At 69.1% G+C, this 21,269-nt stretch carries 21 protein-coding genes; 13 read left to right on the forward strand and 8 right to left on the reverse strand.

Annotation, left to right across the window (positions count from 1 at the left end):
* Nucleotides 1–54: 54 nt before the first annotated feature.
* A complete protein-coding gene (locus ACZ5IK_RS13845; RefSeq protein WP_465488030.1) occupies nucleotides 55–2,310 on the forward strand; it encodes a HelD family protein in 2,256 nt (751 codons plus the stop codon).
* Nucleotides 2,311–2,320: 10 nt separating this feature from the next.
* Entirely contained in the window at nucleotides 2,321–2,890 is a 570-nt protein-coding gene (locus tag ACZ5IK_RS13850) for an FKBP-type peptidyl-prolyl cis-trans isomerase (protein ID WP_465487988.1), read from the forward strand.
* A 74-nt stretch (nucleotides 2,891–2,964) separates the two neighbouring features.
* Here ACZ5IK_RS13850 and ACZ5IK_RS13855 read toward each other — a convergent pair whose 3' ends face one another.
* Together ACZ5IK_RS13855 and ACZ5IK_RS13860 are read right to left on the reverse strand one after the other, a co-directional pair.
* Nucleotides 2,965–3,498 (reverse strand): GNAT family N-acetyltransferase, encoded by a 534-nt coding sequence (locus ACZ5IK_RS13855; protein WP_465487989.1) that lies wholly within the window; start codon nucleotides 3,496–3,498, stop codon nucleotides 2,965–2,967.
* Nucleotides 3,495–4,466, reverse strand: a complete 972-nt coding sequence (locus ACZ5IK_RS13860; RefSeq protein WP_465487990.1) for a quinone oxidoreductase family protein — start codon at nucleotides 4,464–4,466, stop codon at nucleotides 3,495–3,497. The genes ACZ5IK_RS13855 and ACZ5IK_RS13860 overlap by 4 nt, the downstream gene beginning before the upstream one ends.
* 95 nt (nucleotides 4,467–4,561) lie before the next feature.
* Between ACZ5IK_RS13860 and ACZ5IK_RS13865 the strand changes: the two genes are divergently transcribed.
* Together ACZ5IK_RS13865 and ACZ5IK_RS13870 are read left to right on the forward strand one after the other, a co-directional pair.
* Complete coding sequence (locus tag ACZ5IK_RS13865) at nucleotides 4,562–4,870, forward strand: hypothetical protein (RefSeq protein ID WP_465487991.1); 309 nt, start codon at nucleotides 4,562–4,564, stop codon at nucleotides 4,868–4,870.
* Nucleotides 4,867–5,739: an ATP-grasp domain-containing protein gene (locus ACZ5IK_RS13870; protein ID WP_465487992.1), complete on the forward strand. Its 873-nt coding sequence runs from the start codon at nucleotides 4,867–4,869 to the stop codon at nucleotides 5,737–5,739. The genes ACZ5IK_RS13865 and ACZ5IK_RS13870 overlap by 4 nt, the downstream gene beginning before the upstream one ends.
* 69 nt (nucleotides 5,740–5,808) lie before the next feature.
* Here the strand turns inward: ACZ5IK_RS13870 and ACZ5IK_RS13875 are convergent, their stop codons facing one another.
* The 5 genes from ACZ5IK_RS13875 to mptB all read right to left on the reverse strand — a co-directional run bounded on the left by ACZ5IK_RS13875 (nucleotide 5,809) and on the right by mptB (nucleotide 11,243).
* The gene (locus tag ACZ5IK_RS13875; RefSeq protein ID WP_465487993.1) at nucleotides 5,809–6,756 is read right to left on the reverse strand and encodes an acyl-CoA desaturase; all 948 of its coding nucleotides are present in this window, start codon (nucleotides 6,754–6,756) and stop codon (nucleotides 5,809–5,811) included.
* A gap of 113 nt (nucleotides 6,757–6,869) precedes the next feature.
* Nucleotides 6,870–7,838 (reverse strand): COX15/CtaA family protein, encoded by a 969-nt coding sequence (locus ACZ5IK_RS13880; protein WP_465487994.1) that lies wholly within the window; start codon nucleotides 7,836–7,838, stop codon nucleotides 6,870–6,872.
* 75 nt (nucleotides 7,839–7,913) lie between these two features.
* On the reverse strand, nucleotides 7,914–8,714 hold the full coding sequence (locus ACZ5IK_RS13885; protein ID WP_465487995.1) for an ABC transporter permease: 801 nt from the start codon (nucleotides 8,712–8,714) through the stop codon (nucleotides 7,914–7,916).
* Nucleotides 8,711–9,637 carry an ABC transporter ATP-binding protein gene (locus ACZ5IK_RS13890; RefSeq protein WP_465487996.1) on the reverse strand — a complete coding sequence of 309 codons (927 nt, stop codon included), beginning with the start codon at nucleotides 9,635–9,637 and terminating at the stop codon, nucleotides 8,711–8,713. Before ACZ5IK_RS13890 ends, ACZ5IK_RS13885 begins: the two co-directional genes overlap by 4 nt.
* A gap of 19 nt (nucleotides 9,638–9,656) precedes the next feature.
* Nucleotides 9,657–11,243: a polyprenol phosphomannose-dependent alpha 1,6 mannosyltransferase MptB gene (gene mptB, locus ACZ5IK_RS13895; RefSeq protein ID WP_465488031.1), complete on the reverse strand. Its 1,587-nt coding sequence runs from the start codon at nucleotides 11,241–11,243 to the stop codon at nucleotides 9,657–9,659.
* A 213-nt stretch (nucleotides 11,244–11,456) separates the two neighbouring features.
* Here mptB and ACZ5IK_RS13900 point away from each other — a divergent pair, with 213 nt between their 5' ends.
* The 9 genes from ACZ5IK_RS13900 (at nucleotide 11,457) to lepB (ending at nucleotide 19,378) form a co-directional block, all read left to right on the forward strand.
* Nucleotides 11,457–12,257 (forward strand): helix-turn-helix transcriptional regulator, encoded by an 801-nt coding sequence (locus ACZ5IK_RS13900; protein WP_465487997.1) that lies wholly within the window; start codon nucleotides 11,457–11,459, stop codon nucleotides 12,255–12,257.
* A gap of 38 nt (nucleotides 12,258–12,295) precedes the next feature.
* Nucleotides 12,296–13,702, forward strand: a complete 1,407-nt coding sequence (gene sufB, locus ACZ5IK_RS13905) for a Fe-S cluster assembly protein SufB (protein WP_409492618.1) — start codon at nucleotides 12,296–12,298, stop codon at nucleotides 13,700–13,702.
* 2 nt (nucleotides 13,703–13,704) lie between these two features.
* Nucleotides 13,705–14,877 (forward strand): Fe-S cluster assembly protein SufD, encoded by a 1,173-nt coding sequence (gene sufD, locus ACZ5IK_RS13910; RefSeq protein ID WP_101606795.1) that lies wholly within the window; start codon nucleotides 13,705–13,707, stop codon nucleotides 14,875–14,877.
* 36 nt (nucleotides 14,878–14,913) lie between these two features.
* Nucleotides 14,914–15,684, forward strand: coding sequence for a Fe-S cluster assembly ATPase SufC (gene sufC, locus ACZ5IK_RS13915; RefSeq protein WP_465487998.1), 771 nt, complete (start codon nucleotides 14,914–14,916; stop codon nucleotides 15,682–15,684).
* A 38-nt stretch (nucleotides 15,685–15,722) separates the two neighbouring features.
* Nucleotides 15,723–17,027 carry a cysteine desulfurase gene (locus ACZ5IK_RS13920; RefSeq protein WP_465487999.1) on the forward strand — a complete coding sequence of 435 codons (1,305 nt, stop codon included), beginning with the start codon at nucleotides 15,723–15,725 and terminating at the stop codon, nucleotides 17,025–17,027.
* On the forward strand, nucleotides 17,024–17,473 hold the full coding sequence (gene sufU, locus ACZ5IK_RS13925) for a Fe-S cluster assembly sulfur transfer protein SufU (RefSeq protein ID WP_101606798.1): 450 nt from the start codon (nucleotides 17,024–17,026) through the stop codon (nucleotides 17,471–17,473). Before ACZ5IK_RS13920 ends, sufU begins: the two co-directional genes overlap by 4 nt.
* Nucleotides 17,470–17,877, forward strand: coding sequence for a metal-sulfur cluster assembly factor (locus tag ACZ5IK_RS13930; protein ID WP_020637162.1), 408 nt, complete (start codon nucleotides 17,470–17,472; stop codon nucleotides 17,875–17,877). The genes sufU and ACZ5IK_RS13930 overlap by 4 nt, the downstream gene beginning before the upstream one ends.
* Nucleotides 17,878–18,208: 331 nt before the next feature.
* Complete coding sequence (locus ACZ5IK_RS13935) at nucleotides 18,209–18,535, forward strand: YnfA family protein (protein WP_465488000.1); 327 nt, start codon at nucleotides 18,209–18,211, stop codon at nucleotides 18,533–18,535.
* Nucleotides 18,536–18,577: 42 nt separating this feature from the next.
* The gene (gene lepB / locus ACZ5IK_RS13940) at nucleotides 18,578–19,378 is read left to right on the forward strand and encodes a signal peptidase I (RefSeq protein WP_465488001.1); all 801 of its coding nucleotides are present in this window, start codon (nucleotides 18,578–18,580) and stop codon (nucleotides 19,376–19,378) included.
* On the opposite strand, the gene ACZ5IK_RS13945 is transcribed toward lepB, so the two are convergent.
* Nucleotides 19,302–21,269, reverse strand: a complete 1,968-nt coding sequence (locus ACZ5IK_RS13945; protein WP_465488002.1) for an ABC1 kinase family protein — start codon at nucleotides 21,267–21,269, stop codon at nucleotides 19,302–19,304. The genes lepB and ACZ5IK_RS13945 overlap by 77 nt on opposite strands.

The following is a 21,269-nucleotide window of genomic DNA, read 5'->3' on the forward strand; positions in this document are numbered from 1 at the left end:
GTTGTAAACCTTTCGGCCCCTGTCCCACCTCTCGAAAGCAGGCTGCTTTTGTCCGTGTCCCCGGACCGGGAACTCGACGCGCTCGAGCAGGACGTCGCGCTCGAGCAGGAGTACGTCACCACCCTTTACCGCAAACTCGACGCCGAACGCGTCGACGCGCAGCGCAGGCTCGACCAGACGCTGCGCCAGACCGGCGGCACCCCGCAGGCGCGCACCGAACGCGATGTCGCCACGACGCTGTACACCGACAGGCTCTCCCAGCTGGGTTCCGTCGAGCAGGGACTGTGCTTCGGCCGTCTCGACTTCCTGCCCGAGCACGCGGAGGAGACCACCTACATCGGGCGGCTCGGGCTGTTCGACGAGGACGACGACTACCGCCCGCTGCTCGTCGACTGGCGCGCGCCGGTCGCGCGGCCCTTCTACCTCGCCACCGCCGCCTCGCCCGAAGGCGTCCGCCGCCGTCGTCACATCCGGTCGCTGAGCCGGAAGGTCGTCGGCGTCGACGACGAGATCCTCGATCTCTCCGCCGCCGACCAGGGGCAGGACCTCGGGCTCGCGGGGGAGGCCGCGCTGCTGGCCGCGCTCGAACGGCGTCGCACCGGCGAGATGAGCGACATCGTCGCCACCATCCAGGCCGAGCAGGACCGCATCATCCGCGCGTCGCCGAACGGCGTCCTGGTCGTCCAGGGCGGTCCGGGCACCGGCAAGACCGCGGTCGCGCTGCACCGCGCGGCGTACCTGCTCTACACGCACCGGCAGCAGCTCACCACGCGCGGCGTGCTGGTGGTCGGGCCGAACAGCACGTTCCTCCGCTACATCGGGCAAGTGCTGCCGTCGCTGGGGGAGACCGGAGTGCTCCTGGCCACGATCGGGCAGCTGTACCCGGGCCTGGACGCCACCGGACCGGTCACCCGCGAGGCCGCCGAGATCAAGGGCCGCCCGGTGATGGCCGACGTGCTCGCCGCCGCGGTCCGCGATCGCCAGCGCGTGCCGGAACCGGTGCTGGAGATCGAATTCGAGCGCGAGATCCTCATGCTCGACCGCAAGACCTGCACCGAGGCGCGGACGCGGGCCCGCCGGTCGCGCCGCCCGCACAACCTCGCCCGGCGGATCTTCGTCTCGGACCTCCTCGACGCGCTGACCCGCCAGGCCGCCCGCAAACTGGGGGAGGACCTGCTCGACGCGCGGGACGTCCAGGACATCCGCGCCGAGGTCTCCGCCGACAAGAACGTGGCCGCCGCGATCAACGGACTGTGGCCCAAACTCACCCCCGAGATCGTGCTCGACGAGCTGTTCGCCGACCGCGAACGGTTGCGGAGCGCGTCCGGGAAAGCCTTGTCGGACACCGATCGTGAGCATCTCTACAGCCCGACGGACGCGAAGTGGAGCCCGGCCGACGTCCCGCTGCTCGACGAACTCGCCGAGTTGCTCGGTGAGGACGACACGGACGTCCGGGCCGAGCGGGCTCGCCGCGAGCGGGAAGACCGCGCCTACGCGGAAGGCGTGCTCGACATCCTCGAACAGGACGAGGAGATCATCGACGAGGAGCTGCTGCGGGTGGGCGACGTCCTCGACGCCGAGCTGTTCGCCGAACGCCAGCATCGCCGAAGCGAGATGACCGCGGCGCAACGGGCGGCGCAGGACCGGACCTGGACCTTCGGGCACGTGATCGTCGACGAGGCGCAGGAACTGACCGCGATGGACTGGCGGCTGCTCATGCGCCGGTCGCCGAACCGGTCGATGACGCTCGTCGGCGACGTCGCCCAGACCGGGGCGGCCGGGGGAGCGCGGACGTGGGGCGAGGTGCTGTCCCCGTACGTCGCCGATCGCTGGCGGCTCGAAGAGCTGACCGTGAACTACCGGACCCCGGCGGAGATCATGGCCGTCGCGTCCCGGGTGCTCGCCGACGTCAACCCGGAGCTGGAAGCGCCGGTTTCGGTGCGGGAGACGGGTTTCGAGCCTTGGCTGCGTTCCGTGAAGCCGGCGGATCTCGCCGCGGAGCTGCCGGGGATCGTCGACGCCGAACTGTCCGCTGTGGACGGTGGGACGGTCGCCGTGCTGTGCCCGGCGTCACTGATCGCTTCGCTCTCCGAGGCACTGGGCGAGACGGGTGACCGGGTGTCGGTGATGCCGGTCGAGCGGGCCAAGGGCCTCGAGTTCGATTCGGTGGTGCTGGTCGCCCCGGACGAGGTCGTCGCCGGGTCACCGCGCGGGCTCAACGATCTTTATGTGGCCCTGACCAGGGCGACCCGTCGGATGGGCGTAGTGCAGACCGGTGACCTTGTTCCGGCGCTGGAGGGTCTTGGCTAAGGTCGGCCGCATGCGCACATTCGGCAAGATCGTGGTCATCGGCGCGGGCGTGCTCGCCCTGGCGGCCTGTGGCGAGAAGCAGAACACCGCAGGTTCGGCCCAGACCTCCGGCGCGGCCCCCGCGTCGGCGTCGTCGTCGGCCCCGGCCGCCCCGAAGGGCAAGGAATGCACGGCGGAGGACGTCAAGACCACCGGGAAGTTCGGGGAGGCGCCGACCATCACCATCCCGGACGACTGCGACCCGCCGAAGAAGCTCATCACCAAGGACCTCGAGCCCGGCACGGGTGAGGGCGCCAAGTCGGGCGCCAACCTGAAGATGAACTACTCGCTGATCACCTGGTCCAACAAGCAGAAGCTGGACAGCTCCTTCGACCGCGGTGAGCCGTTCGATCTGACACTCGGCGCCGGCATGGTCATCAAGGGCTGGGACCAGGGGCTCGAAGGGATCAAGCAGGGCGGGCGGCGGCTGCTGATCATCCCGCCGGACCTCGGTTACGGCGAGGGCGGCCGCGGCATCGCGCCGAACGAGACCCTGGTGTTCGTCACCGACGCGGTGAGCGTCCCGACCGACAAGGGCTGAGCTGAAGGGGCCCTTCACCGCATCTCACGCGGTGAAGGGCCCCTTCGCCGCATGCGATGCGGGGAAAGTCCCCTTCAGCCCCCGGAGTACTCCCAGGTGAGCAGGGTGATCTCCAGCCCCTTCTCGACCTTGGTCTCGGGAGGCGAGTCGGTCAGGGCGTAGCCGACGCGGCGCGCGACGGTCTCGCTCGCCGCGTTCTGGGCGTCGATCTGCAGCCGGAGCGGCCCGACTCCGTGTTCGAGCGCGTAGGCGGTCAACACCCGGAGAGACCGCGCCGCGAGATCCTGTCCGCGGTGGGCCGGACCGACCGCGTAGCCGAGCTCGACGTAGCCTGCTTCCTGCAGGAACAGCACGACTTCGCCGAGTGGCTCGCCGCCGTCGATCGTGATGGCGAGCCGTCGTCCCGTCCCTTCCGTGCGGCGGACGAGACTCTTCTCGTAGTGGGCCTTCGCCGCCACCGCGTCGAATGGTGACGGCAGCGGCGTGAACCGCGCGACGGCGGGGTTGTCGAACAGCCCCGGCATGAACGCGACGTCGTCTTCGATCCAGTCCCGCAGGACGAGACCGTCTCCGGTGAGCCGGACCTCCTCCGGCCAGACCACGGTCACGGGATCAGCAGCAGCTTGCCGGTGGTGCGCCGCCCCTGGAGGTCTTCGTGCGCCTGACGGGCGTCGGCCAGGGGGTAGCGGCCGCCGATCCGGATGTTCAGCGAGCCGTCTCCGACGGCGGCGAACAGTTCGTTCACCCGCCATTCCAGTTCCTCGCGGGTGAGCACGTAATGCGCCGAGGTCGGCCGGGTGAGGTACACCGAGCCGCTGCGGTTGAGCAGCTGCGGGTCGATCGGCGGCACCGGGCCGCTGGCCGCGCCGTAGAGGGCGAGCAGGCCGCGGATCTTCAGGCTCGCCAGGCTGCCGTCCACAGTGGACTTGCCGACGCCGTCGTAGACCACCGCGACACCCTTGCCGCCGGTGAGTTCGCGGGCCGCTGCGGCGAAGTCGACCTGGTCGTAGCGGATGACGTCGTCCGCGCCGGCCTGCTTGGCGAGTTCGGCCTTCTCATCGGTGGAGACGGTGCCGATCACCCGGGCGCCGCGTGCCTTGGCCAGCTGGACCAGCAGCAGGCCCATCCCGCCCGCGGCGGCGTGGATCAGCACGTCGTCGCCCGCCTTGACCTCGTAGGTCGAGGCGATCAGCGCGTGCGCGGTGACGCCCTGGAGCATCGTCGCGGCGGCGGTCTCCGTGGTCACGCCGTCCGGGATCTTCACCGCGACCGCGGCGGGGAGCAGACGGCGCTGGGCGTAGCTGCCCAGCGAGCCCTGCCAGGCGACCCGGTCGCCGACGGCGAAACCGGAGACGTCCGCGCCGACCGCGGCCACCGTCCCGGCGCCTTCCATACCCAGGATGAACGGCGTGTCGACCGGGTAGATGCCCTCGCGGTGATAGGTGTCGATGTAGTTGACGCCCGCCGCGGCGACGTCCACGAGCAGTTCCCCCGCACCGGGATCGCCGACCTCGACTTCGGACAGTTCAAGGACTTCGGGACCGCCGGTTCGCCGGATCTGCACTGCCGTGGGCATACATCCTCCTCGTTCAAGGTCGTTCCGACCGGGACAACTATGGCCGACGCCACGGTTATTCCGCGTCCCGGGCCTTTCGCGGTTAAGCTCGGCCCGTGGCTGAGACCGAAGAGAAGATCGAGACCGCCGCCCCCACGTCGCGCCAGGTCGCGGCCGCCCGCGACTTCGTGAAGCGGCACGGGAAGCCGTCGCGCGCGGTGGTGGAGAACATCGGGCGGATCGGTGCCCGTGTCGTGCTCGTGGGCGCCGACGGCGCGCTCGGTGACGTCGTCGTCGCCTCCACGGAGGCGGGCGACGCGCTGGTCGAGGCCGTCGAGGACCTCGAGCCCGCCGAGTGGGACAGCGAGACCGTGAAGGCCACCAAGATCGGTGCCGAGCACCGACGCCGGATGGCGGGGAAGTGACCGGTTCCGCGATCTTCGCCTCTTGTTCCGGGGTGCCGGAGGGCGACGGCGACGAACACGCCGTTCCCGAGGCGCTGGCCGACCTCGGTTTCAAGACCCGCTGGGCCGCCTGGGACGACACGACCGTCGACTTCGGCGCCGCGGACATCGTCGTCCTGCGCGCCACCTGGGACTACGCCGAACGCCGCGACGAGTTCCTGTCCTGGGCCGAATCCGTGCCCGCGCTGTCCAATTCGGCCGAAGTCGCGCGGTGGAACACCGACAAGTCCTATCTGGCCGAACTCGGCGACGCCGGGGTCGCGGTCGTGCCGACGACCCTGATCGCGCCGGGCGACGAGGCCCCGCGCTGGCCCAAGGGCGACTTCGTGCTGAAGCCCGCGATCGGTGCCGGATCCCGGGGTGTCGGGAAGTTCTCGCCCGAAGGCGCCGAGAACGCCGCGTCCCATCTGAAGAGCCTTCACGCCGCGGACCACACCGTGGTGATGCAGCCGTATCAGTCCAGTGTGGACACCGAGGGCGAGCTCGCGCTGGTGTTCTTCGGCGGCGTGTACTCGCACGCCTTCTCGAAAGCCGCCATGCTGGGCCGGGAACTCGACGAATCCGGTTTGTGGGTCACGGAGAAGCTCGGTGCCGCGCAGCCGCCCGCCGCGTTCCGCGCACTCGCCGAGGACACCCTCGACGCGACGGCGGCGCTGCTCGGAATCCTGCGCGCGGAACTGCTGTACGCCCGCGTCGACCTCGTCGCCGGTCCGGACGGCAGGCCGCTGCTGCTGGAACTCGAGCTCGTCGAGCCTTCGCTCGGCTTCCGTCAGACCGACGCCGCCGCCGCTTGGCGCTTCGCTTCCGCCGTGCGGCAGCAACTCTCCTGACGCAAGTCGTCCTCTAGTTGCGGTAGATGCACGCGCAAGTACCGCAACTAGAGGACGAATCGCGGGGAGTCAGGCGGGTTTCACGAGCTTCGCGGCCAGACGTTCGGGCTTCGGCCACCGCACGTCCCGCGCCCAGCCGAACTTCTCGAACAGCCAGATCACCCGCGCCGACACGTCGACCTGTCCGCGCAGGACACCGTGCCGCGCGCAGGTCGGGTCGGCGTGGTGGGAGTTGTGCCACGACTCGCCCATGGACAGGATCGCCAGCGGCCAGAAGTTCGCGGCCTTGTCACGGCTCGCGAACGGGCGCTCGCCGACCATGTGGCAGATCGAGTTCACCGACCAGGTGACGTGGTGCAGGAACGCGATCCGGACCAGCCCGGCCCAGAAGAACCCGGTCACCACACCCCACCAGGACCAGCTGATCAGTCCGCCGAGTACGGCGGGCAGCACGAGGCTGAGCGTGATCCACAGCCAGAAGTAGCGGTTCACCACGCGAAGATCCTTGTCGGCCACCAGATCCGGCGCGAAACGCTCGTAGTTGGTCACTTCGCGGCTGAACATCCAGCCCATGTGCGCGTGCCAGAACCCGCGCAGCAGCGCCGTGGGCGAAGTCCCGAACAGCCAAGGGGAGTGCGGGTCGCCTTCGCGGTCGGCGAAGGCGTGGTGGCGACGGTGGCTGGCCACCCAGAAGATGACCGACCCCTGCACCGCGAAACTCCCGGCGATGGCGAGCGCGATCCGCAGCGGCCGCCCGGCCTTGAAGGCGCCGTGGGTGAAGTAGCGGTGGTAGCCGACGGTCACCCCGAGCGTCCCGACGGTGTAGAACACTGCCGCCAGCACGAGATCGACCCAGGTCATGCCCCAGCCCCAGACGATCGGCACGGCGGCGAGCAGCGCGACGAACGGGACCAGCAGGAAGGTCTTGAGTATCAGCATCTCCCCGGAGCCTCGCCGGTGGGAGATCAGGGGCTTGGACTGACTGGCCGGTGCGTCCGGCTCCGTGCTGGCGGTCATGCGACACCTCGTGCCTCGACTCGGTGGTCCCCCCGTGTGGGGCACCGTGCGCAGCGTAAGGGCACCGTCTGGCGCCCACGCCGCCTGGGGGTTACGTCCGGTTTACCGGAGGGTCAGTTTGAAGTGGCGAGTTCCCGTTCGGGGGCGTTCGCAAACGGAGCCGGACCGCGATCGCGGGAGCCGCACCACAGTGCCGCCGTCGAGATGATCACCAGCGCCGAGCCGAGGACGTGGAACGAGACCAGCGCCTCCGGCACACCGAGGGCGTACTGCACGGAGCCCAGGACGCCCTGGGCGAGCGCGATCACCCACACGATGGTGTACCGCTGCCACAGCTGCTTCGGCGTCTCACCACGCATCAACTGAAGCCCGAAGACGGCCAGCACGATCAGGTAGACCACCAGCAGTCCGCCGTGGACCTGGGTGAGCGTCTCGATCGGGGCCTGGAGCCGGTGGGTGCCGGGGTCGCCGCCGTGCGGGCCGGCGCCGGTCACGGTGGTACCCGCCACGAGGACGGCCCACATCGACACGGCCAGCGCGATCAGCGTCTTGCGGCCCGCGTCCGGGATCAGCCAGCGGGCGGGCTCGTCACCCTCCTTGAACGCGCGCAGCAGCAGGACCGCGAGCCAGACCAGGGGAGTGGAGGCGAGGAAGTGGAGCGCGACGGTCCACCATTCGAGTTTGGCGAGCACGGTGATCCCGCCGACGACGGCCTGCAGCATCACGCCCGCGGGCATCGTCCAGGCCAGCTTCACCAGACGGCGGCGGCTCGGGTGCTCGATCTGCACGCGCCACGCGGTGATCACGCACAGCGCGGCGACGGCGATGACGACACCGGTCAGCATCCGGTTGCTGAACTCGATCCACTGGGTGAGCGCGTCGAATTCGGGGTGCGCCACCGGCACGATGCTGCCTTCGACGCACTGCGGCCAGGTCGGGCAGCCGAGGCCCGAACCCGTGACGCGGACGACCGAACCGGTGACGCCGATTCCGGCCTGGGCGATCACCGCCGCGATCGCGACCGCTCGCTGGACCGCGAACGAGGGATACGGCAGACGCGCTACAAGGCTCTGGAACGGCACCGTCCGATGCTAGAACGACGTTCCTGAGAGCGTTCCACCGGCCGTACCCGCTGTGTCGGTCGCCTCAGAAGAGCCTCAGGTGAGCTTGGTGGTCTTGCTCGCCAGCGCGCCGGCGACGACGCCCCAGCCGACGAGGACCGCGAACGGGCCCCAGCCGAACGAACCGTCGAGCAGTACCGAGCGCAGGCCTTCCGCGAGCGCGCCCGAGGGCAGTAGCTCGACGATCGTCGCGACGCCCGAAGGCATCGTCGACGGCGCCAGCAGGATGCCGCCGGCGAGCAGCAGCACGAACCAGACGATGTTCGCCAGCGCCAGTACGGCCTCCGCGCGCAGCGCCCCGCCGAGCAGCAGTCCGAGCGCGCCGAACGCGAAGGTGCCGACGATCAGGAACGGGATCGCGCCGAGGATTCCGCCCGGCGACGGCGACCAGCCCAGCAGCGCGGCGACGGCACCGAGGATCACCGCCTGCAGCGCGACGACGACCAGCGCGGCGGCCACCCGGCCCGCGACGAGCAGCCAGCGGGGCAGCGCGGTGGCGGAAAGTCGTTTGAGGACGCCGTATCGGCGGTCGAAGCCCAGTGCGATGGCCTGTCCGGTGAACGCGGACGACATCACCGCCAGTGCCAGGATCCTCGGCGTGATCCAGTCCACTTTGGACGCCGAGCCGAGTTGTGACGACGGCAGGATGTCCAGCAGTGACAAGCCGATCAGCAGCGCGAGCGGGATGAGCAGGGTCAGCAGGATCTGCTCGCCGTGGCGCAGGGTCAGGCTCGCTTCGACCTTCGCGTGCGTGCGCAGCATCTTGCCGAGCGAACCGCGGCCGGGGGCCGGGGTGAACGTGCCCGGGGCGAACCGCGGTGCCGGTGTCGTGGTCATGCGCGCAGTTCCCGTCCGGTCAGTTCCAGGAAGACCTCTTCCAGCGTGCGCTTGCCGACCTGCAGTTCCTCGGGCATGACACCCTGCTGCGCGCACCACGCCGTCACGGTCGACACCACCTGCGGGTCGATCGCGCCCTCGACGAGGTACGTCCCCGGCGCGGATTCGCGCACGAGGTGGCCTTCGGGCAGGGCCGCTGTCAGCAGGCCGGTGTCGAGCCGCGTCCGGGCCTTGAAACGCAACTGCGCGGCTTCGCCCGCGTCGACGGTCAGCGACTGCGGGGAGCCTTCGACGACGACCTTGCCGTGATCCACGATGACGACGGTGTCGGCCAGTGTTTCGGCCTCCTCCATCAGATGCGTGGTGAGCAGCACGCTGACCCCGTCGGCGCGCAGCGCGCCGAGCAGGTCCCAGACCAGGCGGCGGACCTGCGGGTCCATCCCCGCCGTCGGCTCGTCGAGGAAGAGCAGTTCCGGGCGCCCGACGAGCGCGCAGGCGAGGGAAAGCCGCTGCTGCTGCCCGCCGGAGAGCCGTTTGAACGGCGTCTTGCGCGCTCCCGAAAGACCGAGGACGTCCAGCAGCCAGGCCGGATCGAGCGGGTTCGCGGCACAGGCGGCGACCAGTCCGAGCATCTCGTCGGCGCGGACACCGGGATACGCGCCGCCGCCCTGGGGCATCACGCCGATCCGGGGTCGCAGCGCCGAGCCGTCCCGCGACGGATCCAGGCCCAGCACGCGGACTTCGCCGTCGTCAGCCCGCAGGAAGCCTTCGCAGATCTCGACGGTGGTGGTCTTGCCGGCCCCGTTCGGGCCGAGCAGAGCGAGCAGTGTGCCACGTTCCATCCGCAGGTCGAGTTCATCGACCGCGATGGTGGATCCGTAGCGTTTCACCAGCCCGGTGATCTCGACGGCGGGGGTGTTCACGACAGGTCACGATACGGCGTCACGCCGGGACCGAATGCTCCGGGGACGGTCTGGACAGCAGCAGCGGCGAGATGCGGTGGACGATGAACAGCCCCAGCAGCGTGAGGACACCCGCGGCCGCCCACGCGAACGGCAGGACGTACCCGCGGCCGTCGAAGGTGCTGCCCGTCGTGGGCAGCAGGAACGGCAGGACGGCGGTGACGATCGTCGCGGCGATGCGGAACCGCGAGGTGCCCGCCGCCGCGGCGAGCGGGATGATCGCCCACAGCAGGTACCAGGGCTGCAGCGCCACGTGCAGCACCATCACCGCGCCCAGCGAGACACCGAGGCCGATGATCGGCCGGTAGCGCCAGTTGAAGCTGTCCCACAGGAACTTGACCGTCACGGCGCCCGCGACGAGATAGCCGAGCGTGCCGAGGATCGGCACCATCGCGTTGGTGTGGTTGCCGAGGCCGAGCGCGATGCCGAGGACACCGCCGAGCGCGGCGAGTTCCGACGTCGGCGAAATCCACGAGCGGACCAGTCCCGGTGTCCCGAGAGCGCCGACCCAGCCGAAGCCGAGTCCGGTGCCGTAACAGACCGCCACCAGCACGACGCCGAACAGCAGCGCCATCGGCACCGCCGCGGTGAGCAGGTCCTTGAGCCTGCCGTGCCAGCGTCTGGCCACCATCACCGTGAAGAACGGCAACGCCAGGATCGCGTTCAGCTTCACCGCGACGCCGAGGGTGATGATCGCCACCCCGAGCCCGATGAACAGCAGCTCGCCCCTGGCCAGTGGCGGGGGAGCGTCACCCTTGAACCGCACCGGCATCCGGCTGAGGCCGACCTCCAGCCCGGCCACCATGAGGCCGATCGCCAGCGCGTCGTTGTGGGCGCCCGCGACGAAGTGGAAGATCAGCAGCGGGTTCGCCGCGCCGAGCCACAGCGCGGTGGCGGGCTGCACGCCGAACCGCCGGGCGAGCCGGGGCAGCGCCCAGATGATCAGGATGACGCCGATCAGCGCGAGCCCGCGCTGCAACAGCACCCCGGTGACGATGTTCCCGCTGCTCAGCGGCGCGAGCCAGCCGCCGAGGCGGAGCAGCAGCGGGCCGTAGGGCGCCGGGGTCTCGCGCCACATGTTGGAGACGCCCGAGGTCAGCGGATCGGACACGCCGAGCGCCTCGGCGGGTCCGAGGGAGTACGGATCCATCCCGCGGGCCACGATCTCGCTCTGCGCGAGGTAGCTGTAGACGTCGCGGGAGAACAGCGGCGGGATGAACAGCAGCGGCGCGCACCAGAGCGCGATCGTGCGGGCGAGCTGGCCCTGGGTGGCGAGGCGGCGGCGCGCGGGCTGGGCGAACCGGCCGAGCAGCAGCCAGCTCAGCACGATGATCGCCATCCCGGCCAGGCCCATCGCGAGCGAAACGGTGGGGATCCGGGTGAACAGCCGCAGGACCGGGATCTCCTGCACCGGGTTGATCACCGGTGCTGCGCCCGCGCCGAGCGAGCCGAGGGCGAGGAACAGGGAACCGACCGCGCCGAACCGGCGGACCACGTTCAGCCCGCGCAACTCCTTGTCGTCGAGCGGCTCCGGTTCGCGCGGGTGCCCGGGGGTGAGCGTCGACACCGAACCCGCCGCCGAAGCGTCCTCCGGTGCTGCCCCGTCCGTGTCCCGCCGTACCGGGTGATCGTCCACTGCCACGCACGAAGGGTAGCGATCGCGGGAACAGACTTGACGGGTACGTGGTTACCCCTGTGCTTTCGACGGTCAACGTGACCCACGCCACTCCGTGAGGCACCCCTCTTTGCCGTCTCCCCGGAAATACGTCACACTTGTGTTGTGAAAAAGACGGGGACGCGGAACGAGGCCGGTGGCGACATGTCGCACGCCGACGTTCAGCCTGTCCCCGCGCAGGTCGGCCCCGAGGGCCGGACCAGGCACGAAGTGGCCCGCTTGCTGCTGGAACAGGGCCCGATGACCGCCGTCGTGGTGGCCGAGCAGCTGGGGATCAGCGCCGCCGCCGTCCGCCGTCATCTCGACGCCCTGCTCGCCGACGGCGAGGCCGAAACCCGGGACGCGCCCCGTCGCGGCCCCCGCGGACGAGGCCGTCCCGCCAAGAACTTTCTCCTCACCGAAGCGGGCCGCGCCCGCTTTGGGCACGCCTACGACGACCTCGCGTCCTCGGCCATCAGGTTCCTCTCCGAACACGCCGGCGAGGACGCTGTGAAGGCCTTCGCCGAGGCTCGTGTCGCTTCGCTGGTCGGCCCGCATCAGGAGGCCATCACCAAGCACGCGGACCCCGCCGCTCGCGCCGAGGCCCTCGCTGCGGCGCTGACCAGGGAGGGTTACGCTGCGTCGACCCGTCAGGTCGGTGTCGGCGAACAGCTTTGCCAGCACCATTGCCCGGTCGCCCACGTCGCCGCCGAGTTCCCTCAGTTGTGTGAAGCCGAAACCGAGGCTTTCGCGGAACTTCTGGGTACTCACGTGCAGCGACTGGCGACCATCGCACGCGGCGACAACGCGTGCACCACACACGTACCCGTCGTTTCGGCGGGTCACCCGGCCACACCCCGGCCGGGAAGCACGGCGCCCTCTCCTGGGCGCACAGCACGGATCCCGAATGGAGGGAAACCCGCATGACTGCCGCTGCCGAGCAGCGCACTCCCACCACCGCGCCCATGAGCCAGGAAGAGACCATCGAGTCCCTTGGCAAGTACGCGTTCGGCTGGGCGGACTCCGACGAGGCGGGCTCTACTGCCCGTCGCGGACTGAACGAGGACGTCGTCACCGACATCTCCTCGAAGAAGTCCGAGCCGGAGTGGATGCGCGAAGCACGACTGAAGGCTCTCAAGCTCTTCGACTTGAAGCCGATGCCCAACTGGGGTGCGGACCTCTCCGGGATCGACTTCGACAACATCAAGTACTTCGTGCGGTCCAGTGAGAAGCAGGCCACCTCCTGGGAAGACCTGCCCGAGGACATCAAGAACACGTACGACCGGCTCGGCATCCCCGAGGCGGAGAAGCAGCGCCTCGTCGCCGGTGTCGCCGCGCAGTACGAGTCCGAGGTCGTCTACCACTCGATCCGCGAGGATCTGGAGGCGCAGGGCGTCCTGTTCCTGGACACCGACACCGCGCTCAAGGAGCACCCGGAGATCTTCAAGGAGTACTTCGGCTCCGTGATCCCGGCCGGGGACAACAAGTTCTCCGCGCTGAACACCGCGGTGTGGTCCGGCGGCTCGTTCATCTACGTGCCCAAGGGCGTCAAGGTGGACATCCCGCTGCAGGCCTACTTCCGGATCAACACCGAGAACATGGGTCAGTTCGAGCGGACCCTGATCATCGTCGACGAAGACGCCTACGTGCACTACGTCGAGGGTTGCACCGCGCCGATCTACCAGTCCGACTCGCTGCACTCGGCGGTCGTGGAGATCATCGTGAAGAAGGGCGCCCGCTGCCGTTACACGACCATCCAGAACTGGTCGAACAACGTCTACAACCTGGTCACCAAGCGCGCCAAGTGCGAAGAGGGCGCGACCATGGAGTGGATCGACGGCAACATCGGTTCCAAGGTCACGATGAAGTACCCGTCCGTCTTCCTGATGGGCGAGCACGCCAAGGGCGAGGTCCTCTCGGTCGCGTTCGCGGGCGAAGGTCAGCACCAGGACGCCGGCGCGAAGATGGAGCACCTGGCGCCGCACACCTCCTCGACCATCGTGTCGAAGTCGGTGGCGCGCGGCGGTGGCCGCACCTCCTACCGCGGTCTGATCAAGATCGCGAAGCGGGCGCACCACTCGCGGTCCAGCGTGGTCTGTGACGCGCTGCTGGTCGACACGATCTCGCGGTCGGACACGTACCCGTACGTGGACATCCGCAATGACGAGGTCTCCATGGGCCACGAGGCGACCGTCTCGAAGGTCAGCGAAGACCAGATGTTCTACCTCATGTCGCGCGGTCTCGACGAGGCCGAGGCCATGGCGATGATCGTGCGCGGGTTCGTCGAGCCCATCGCGCGTGAGCTGCCGATGGAGTACGCGCTCGAGCTGAACCGCCTGATCGAGCTTCAGATGGAAGGGTCCGTCGGCTAGTCATGTCGGTTACCGAGAACAACGTTTCCGAAGCGATGCGCGAGGGCGTGGTCATCCCGGCCACGTCCCGCGCGGAGCGGTTCACCTCTCACGACGTCGAGGCCTTCGAGGTCCCCGGCGGCCGTGAGGAGAACTGGCGCTTCACTCCGATGAAGCGGCTGCGCGGCCTGCACGACGGGTCCGCCACCGCTTCGGGTTCGGCGACCCTGGAATCCGACGCCGCGCCCGAACTGAAGATCGAGCAGGTCGGCAGGGACGACGAGCGCCTCGGCGTCGCGGGCGTCCCGAGCGACCGGATCGCCGCGCAGGCGTACTCCTCGTTCACCGAGGCCACCGTCATCACGGTGCCCAAGGAGACCAAGGCGTCGAAGCCGTCGACGGTGAAGATCACCGGTCCCGGCGAGGGCGAGGTCGCCTACGGGCACCTGCAGGTCCGCGCCGAGCAGTTCTCCGAGGCCGTCATCGTCCTCGACCACGTCGGCTCCGGCACCTACGCCGACAACGTCGAGTTCGTCATCGGCGATTCGGCGAACGTGACCGTGGTCAGCGTCCAGGACTGGGCCGACGACGCGGTGCACGTGTCCGAGCAGCACCTCAAGCTCGGCCGCGACGCCACGCTCAAGCACATCGTCATCACCCTGGGCGGTGACCTCGTCCGCGTCTCGCCGACGGCGACGTTCGCCGACAAGGGCGGCGACGTCGAGATGCTCGGCCTGTACTTCGCGGACGCGGGGCAGCACCAGGAGCACCGTCTCTTCGTCGACCACGCGGTGCCGAACTGCAAGTCGCGGGTGATGTACAAGGGCGCACTGCAGGGCGAAAACGCGCACACCGTGTGGGTCGGCGACGTGCTGATCCGGGCGGCCGCCGAAGCGACCGACACCTACGAGCTCAACCGCAACCTGGTGCTGACGCCGGGCGCGCGGGCGGACTCGATCCCGAACCTGGAGATCGAGACCGGCGAGATCGAAGGCGCCGGGCACGCGAGCGCGACGGGAAGGTTCGACGACGAGCAGTTGTTCTACCTCCAGTCGCGTGGAATCGGCGAGGACGCCGCGCGGCGCCTGGTCGTACGCGGGTTCTTCCACGAGATCCTGGTCAAGATCGGCGTTCCCGAGGTGCGCGAGCGTCTCGAGACCGCGATCGAAGCCGAGCTCGAAGCCGTGGGCGTCTAAGCCCTCGTCCGTCCACATCAGACTTTTAGGAAAGAAATGCCTACGCTGGAAATCAAGGATCTGCACGCCTCGGTCACGACCGAGGAAGGCCCCAAGGAGATCCTCAAGGGCGTCAACCTGACCATCAAGTCGGGCGAGACCCACGCGATCATGGGCCCCAACGGTTCGGGCAAGTCCACGCTGTCCTACGCCATCGCCGGTCACCCCAAGTACGAAGTCACCTCCGGGCAGGTCCTGCTCGACGGTGAGGACGTGCTGGAGATGAGCGTCGACGAGCGCGCCCGCGCGGGCCTGTTCCTCGCCATGCAGTACCCGGTCGAGGTACCGGGCGTGTCCATGTCCAACTTCCTCCGCACCGCGGCCACCGCGGTCCGTGGCGAGGCCCCCAAGCTGCGCCACTGGGTCAAGGAGGTCAAGGAGGAGATGGGCAAGCTGGAGATCTCGTCCGAGTTCGCCGAGCGTTCGGTGAACGAGGGCTTCTCCGGCGGCGAGAAGAAGCGCCACGAGATCCTGCAGCTGGCGCTGCTCAAGCCGAAGATCGCCATCCTCGACGAGACCGACTCCGGCCTCGACGTCGACGCGCTGCGCGTCGTCTCCGAGGGCGTCAACGAGTTCAAGGCCAACAGTGACGCCGGCGTCATGTTGATCACGCACTACACGCGGATCCTGCGGCACATCACGCCCGACTTCGTGCACGTCTTCGCCGGCGGCAAGATCGTCGAGTCCGGCGGCCGTGAGCTCGCGGACGAGCTGGAGGAGAACGGGTACGTCAAGTACGCCGGCTCCACCGAGACCGCCGCTGTCTGATCACTGTTTTCACGACTACACCGAGAGGAGTTGGCCCGATGACCACCACCACGGCTAACTCTGTGCCCTTAGATGTGGCGGCCATCAGGGCCGACTTCCCCATCCTGACCCGCACGGTGCGGGACGGGAAACCCTTGGTGTATCTGGATTCCGGTGCGACGTCCCAGAAACCGGCGCAGGTGCTCGAAGCCGAGCGCCGGTTCCTGGAGACCTCGAACGCCGCGGTGCACCGCGGCGCGCACCAGCTCGCCGAGGAGGCGACCGACGCCTACGAATCCGCCCGCGTGCGGATCGCGGAGTTCGTCGGCGCCTCCCCGCACGAGCTGGTGTTCACCAAGAACGCCACCGAGGGCATCAACCTCGTCGCCTACGCGATGAGCAACGCCGCCACGGCCGGCCCCGAGGCCGAGCGGTTCAAGCTCGGCCCCGGCGACGAGATCGTCATCACCGAGATGGAACACCACGCGAACCTGGTGCCGTGGCAGCAACTCTGCCAGCGCACCGGCGCGACGCTGAAGTGGTTCTCCGTCACCGCGGACGGCCGTCTGGATCTGTCCAATGTGGACGAGCTGATCACCGAGCGGACCAAGGTGCTCGCGTTCACGCACCAGTCCAACGTGCTCGGCACGATCAACCCGGTCAAGTTCCTGGTGGAGAAGGCCCGCAAGGTCGGCGCGCTGGTCGTGCTGGACGCCTGCCAGTCGGTGCCGCACTTCCCCGTGGACCTCCACGACCTGGACGTCGACTTCGCCGCTTTCGCCGGGCACAAGATGGTCGGCCCGTACGGCATCGGCGTCCTTTACGGCCGCCGTGAGCTGCTCGAAGCGATGCCGCCGTTCCTGACCGGCGGTTCGATGATCGAGATGGTCCGCATGGAGCAGACCACCTTCGCCGCGCCGCCGCAGCGCTTCGAGGCGGGCACCCCGATGACGTCGCAAGCCGTCGGTCTGGGTGCTGCCACCGACTACCTGTCGGCGATCGGCATGGACCGGGTCGCCGCGCACGAGCACCTCCTCACCGAGGCGGCGCTGGCCGGACTCGGCGAGATCCCCGGCGTGCGGATCATCGGCCCCACCGACATGATCGACCGCGGCGGATTGGTCTCGTTCGTCATCGACGGAGTCCACCCGCACGACTCGGGCCAGGTGCTGGACAGCCTCGGCATCGCCGTCCGCGTCGGGCACCACTGCGCGTGGCCGCTGCACCGGGCCTGCTCGGTCCCGGCGACCGTGCGCGCGTCGTTCTACGTCTACAACACCCTGACCGAAGTGGACGCGCTGGTGAACGGTGTGCGTGAGGCGCAGAGGTTCTTCGGGGTGGCCCAAGGGGGTTCTGCGCTGTGAACCTCGAAAGCATGTACCAGGAGATCATCCTGGACCACTACAAGAACCCGCACGGCCGCGGTCTGCGCGAGCCGTTCGACGCCGAGTCGTTCCAGGTCAACCCGACCTGTGGTGACGAGGTGACCCTGCGGGTGAAGGTCGACGACGGGAAGGTCGCCGACATCTCCTACGACGGACAAGGCTGCTCGATCAGCCAGGCGTCCACGTCGGTCTTGACGGATCTCGTCGTCGGGCACACCGTGGAGGAGGCGTTCACCACCATGGACGCCTTCGTCGAGCTGATGCAGGGCAAGGGTCAGATCGAGCCGGACGAGGAAGTGCTGGAGGACGGCATCGCCTTCGCGGGCGTCGCCAAGTACCCGGCACGCGTGAAGTGCGCCCTGCTCGGATGGATGGCGTTCAAGGACGCCGTCGCCCGCACGACCAACGGAGTTGAGACGGCATGACCGAACAGCAGACCGAAACCCGCGAGGGGCGCACGGCCGCCGACCTCGACGCCGAGACCACCGCCGCCGCGGACACCGCCGACCTGGCGAAGGTCGAGGACCTCGAAGAGGCGATGCGCGACGTCGTCGACCCCGAGCTGGGCATCAACGTCGTCGACCTGGGGCTCGTCTACGGCATCCACGTGGAGCCGGACAACACCGCCACCATCGACATGACCCTGACGTCCGCGGCCTGCCCGCTGACCGACGTCATCGAAGACCAGACCGGTGCCGCGCTCGTCGGCGGGGGAACGGGACTGGTCAAGGACTTCCGGATCAACTGGGTCTGGATGCCGCCGTGGGGCCCGGAGAAGATCACCGAGGACGGCCGCGAGCAGCTGCGCGCCCTGGGCTTCACCGTCTGACCCTCACTTTTCGTCGTAGTACATGAAGGCCCCCTTCCTTGCGCCTAGGTACAGGAAGGGGGCCTTCATGTACCTAGGGTGTGGGTTGCTCTGGGCTAGATCGCCGCTGTCCGTGAAGGCCTCCTTGAGGGACCCAGAGTCCCTCAAGGAGGCCTTCACGGACTTCTCTGACAAGGGTGTGTGGAAATAGGGACCACTCAACGTCCCTATTTCCACACACCCCCTCTGGATCCGTTCGTGACAGGGACATTCGTGCCGGACTGTGTCACCCTTGCGTATAACGACCTATACCGCGCCCCGGAGGTCGCCCGGCGTCTGGTTGGGTAACGGCATGATCCGGTCCATAGCGCTCTTCGCACTCGCAGCCCTGCTGGAGATCGGCGGCGCCTGGCTGATCTGGCAAGGCGTCAGGGAACACCGCGGATACCTCTGGATCGGCGCGGGCGTCGTCGCACTGGGCCTCTACGGCTTCGTCGCGACGCTCCAGCCCGACGCGAACTTCGGCCGCATCCTTGCCGCGTACGGGGGAGTGTTCGTCGCGGGTTCGCTGGCGTGGGGGATGGTCGCCGACGGCTTCCGGCCGGACCGCTACGACGTCATCGGCGCCCTGATCTGCCTCGCCGGGGTCGGGGTCATCATGTACGCACCCCGAGCTTGAGCGTTCGCCGGAAACTGTCGGCCACCAGCGCTATCGTGCGCTGTGACCGAAACGGACTTCCCCGCTCCGCCCGCCGCGAGACCGGGGCCGAAGCGAAGATTCTCCCCGCTCCTCTTCGTGATGATCCTGCTGGCGGTCGTCGGCGTGGGCGCCGGGGGATACGGGTTCTGGACCCTGATGAGCTATCGCATGGCGAGCGTTCCCGGCGAAGCGATGGCGCCCACGATCCAGCCCGGGGAGGTCGTGCTGTACCGCTGGGTGGATGCCCCCGAGATCCCACGCGGGGCCGTCGTCCTCATGGATCTTTCCGCGTTCCCGGACTCACGGCCCGGTGAGGGCCGGACCATCAAACGGGTGATCGGCATCGGTGGCGATCAGGTCGTCTGCTGCACGAAAGACAACCTGATCACCGTCAACGGGAAACCGGTCAAAGAGCCGTACACCGAAGACGACAACGGGTATGGCCGCAAGGAGTACCGGCCGTTCAGCGTCCAGGTGCCGCCGGGCACGGTGTTCGTCGCGGGCGATCAGCGGAACAACTCCCGGGACTCGCGGATCTACGTCGGTTCACCGGGTGACGGCGCCGTGCCGCTGTCGAAGGTGAACGGTGTCGTCGTCGGGCGGGGAAGCCCTTTCGCCGCGGATCCCTTTCCTCAGACCACCGCTTTCGTCGAGGCCGGTCTTCCCGGGGATCCGGTGTCCGACACCGGGTTCCGCACCTCGCGGCTCCTCGTGTTCGGGGGAGCGGGCCTCGTCGTCCTGGGTGTCATCGGGGCGATCGTGAGCGTTGCCCGCTTCGCCGGAAAACGACGAAAAGCAGCCGCAGTCCCACCAGCGCACTGACCACGAGCAGGTTGTAGCCGAACATCTGGTGCAGCGTGACGCCGGGCAGCATCTCCGGGCCGCCCGCGCCGCCCAGCAGCAGCACGGCCATCAGCCCGGTGGCCGCGCCGACGAACGCCAGCAGGAGTTCGTGCACCAGCCCGGTCACCACGTCGCGGTCGCGTTCGTCGGAGAACAGCCGGACGTTGACCGAAAGCCTGCCCTGCTCCAGCGCGTTGCCGATCCGGTCGACGCGGCGGGGCAGACGGCGCAGCACCGGCAGGAGCGCCATCAGTTCGTTGGTGGCGGTGGAGCGCAACGACTCCGGCCGCAGGCCGGCACCCACCTGCTCGGCGGCGTAGGCGCGGGATTCGACGACGATGTTGAATCCCGGCGCCAGCGCGGCCAGCGTTCCCTCCAAAGTGGCCAGTGCGCGGAACACCGCGGCGATCGGCGGGGGCACGCTGAGCCGGAAGTCGGCGATCACCCGGAACAGGTCGGTGAACATGTCCAGATCCGGGGCCTGCCCGTGGTTGAAATGCTTGGCCACCAAGGAACCCAGTGCCCGCTCCAGCCGTTGCTCCTCGATCTCGTCCGGCCGGTCGACGATCTCCAGCAGGCCGTCGCGCAACGCGGCCGGGTCGCCGCGGTCGAGGGCGAGGATGAGGTTCTGCAGCCCGCCGCGCAGGCCCGAGTCGAGCCGTCCGACGGAGCCGAAGTCGAGCAGGCCCAGCCTGCCGTCGGTGAGCAGCAGGACGTTGCCGGGATGCGGGTCGGCGTGGAAGACGCCGCTGCCCATCACCTGGCCGAGTACGCAGCGCAGCATCGACCGCGCGAGGTTCGCCCGTTCGGCGACCGGGACCTGTTCCTTGGCGGCGGCGAGCGGTTTGCCGTCGAGGCGCCGCATCACCAGGACGCGCTCGGTGGACAGTGCTTTGTGGACGGTCGGCAGGGCGACTTCGGTGCCGGGGTAGGCCGCGGCGACCGCTTCGATGTTCCTGGCCTCGGTCCGGAAGTCGAGTTCCTCGACCAGGGCGTCGGCGAAGCCTTCGGCGAGGTCGATGACGCCGAGCGAGCGGGCCCAGTCCGCGCGCAGGTCCAGTGCGGCGGCGACGCGGCGGACGATGTCGAGGTCCCGGTCGACCAGCGACTGCACGCCGGGCCGCTGCACCTTGACGACGACTTCCTGCCCGTCGCGCAGCTTCGCCCGGTAGACCTGCGCGATCGACGCGGCCGCGATCGGTTCCGGATCGAACTCGGCGAAGATCTCGTCCGGGTCGCCGCCCAGTTCCTCGCGCAGCACGGTCGCGACCTCGTCGGCGTCGGCGAACGCGACCTGGTCCTGGAGCTTGCTGAGTTCGTCGATGAACACCGGCGGGAGCAGATCGGACCGGGTCGAGAGCAGTTGGCCGAGCTTCACGAACGTCACGCCGCCCTCTTCCAGCGCGCGGCGCAGCGAACGCGCCAATTTGGCGTGCCGGACCTGGGCGAGCCCGGCTTCCCGGCGGCCGGTGAGGTAGCGGCCGAGGCCGTGCTTGATCGCGATCCGGGTGATCTGCGAGTACCGCCGCGTCCGGGCGGCGCGGCGGCGCAGGGAACGGATCCTGCCGATCAGCCCGAGCCCGGAGCCCGACGGCAGCACGAACTCCGCGACGAACAGGAACATCAGCGTCGCCAGGAACGCGCCGCCCGCCACCGGGATGATCAGCCCGGCGAAGGCGCCGCCGCTCGCGTACATCGGGGTGGGGAACGCGCTGAGGATGCCGCCCGCGACGAGCCAGCCGAAACCCGCGGCGCAGAACGCGCGCACCACGCCGATCCGCACGCCCAGCACGCGGCGGGCGGCGACCACGAGTGGCCACAGCATGAGCGCGTAGACGGGCAGGGTGAGCAGGCCGAGCAGCAGGTTCAT

It is taken from the genome of Amycolatopsis sp. NPDC031561 (assembly GCF_055580625.1).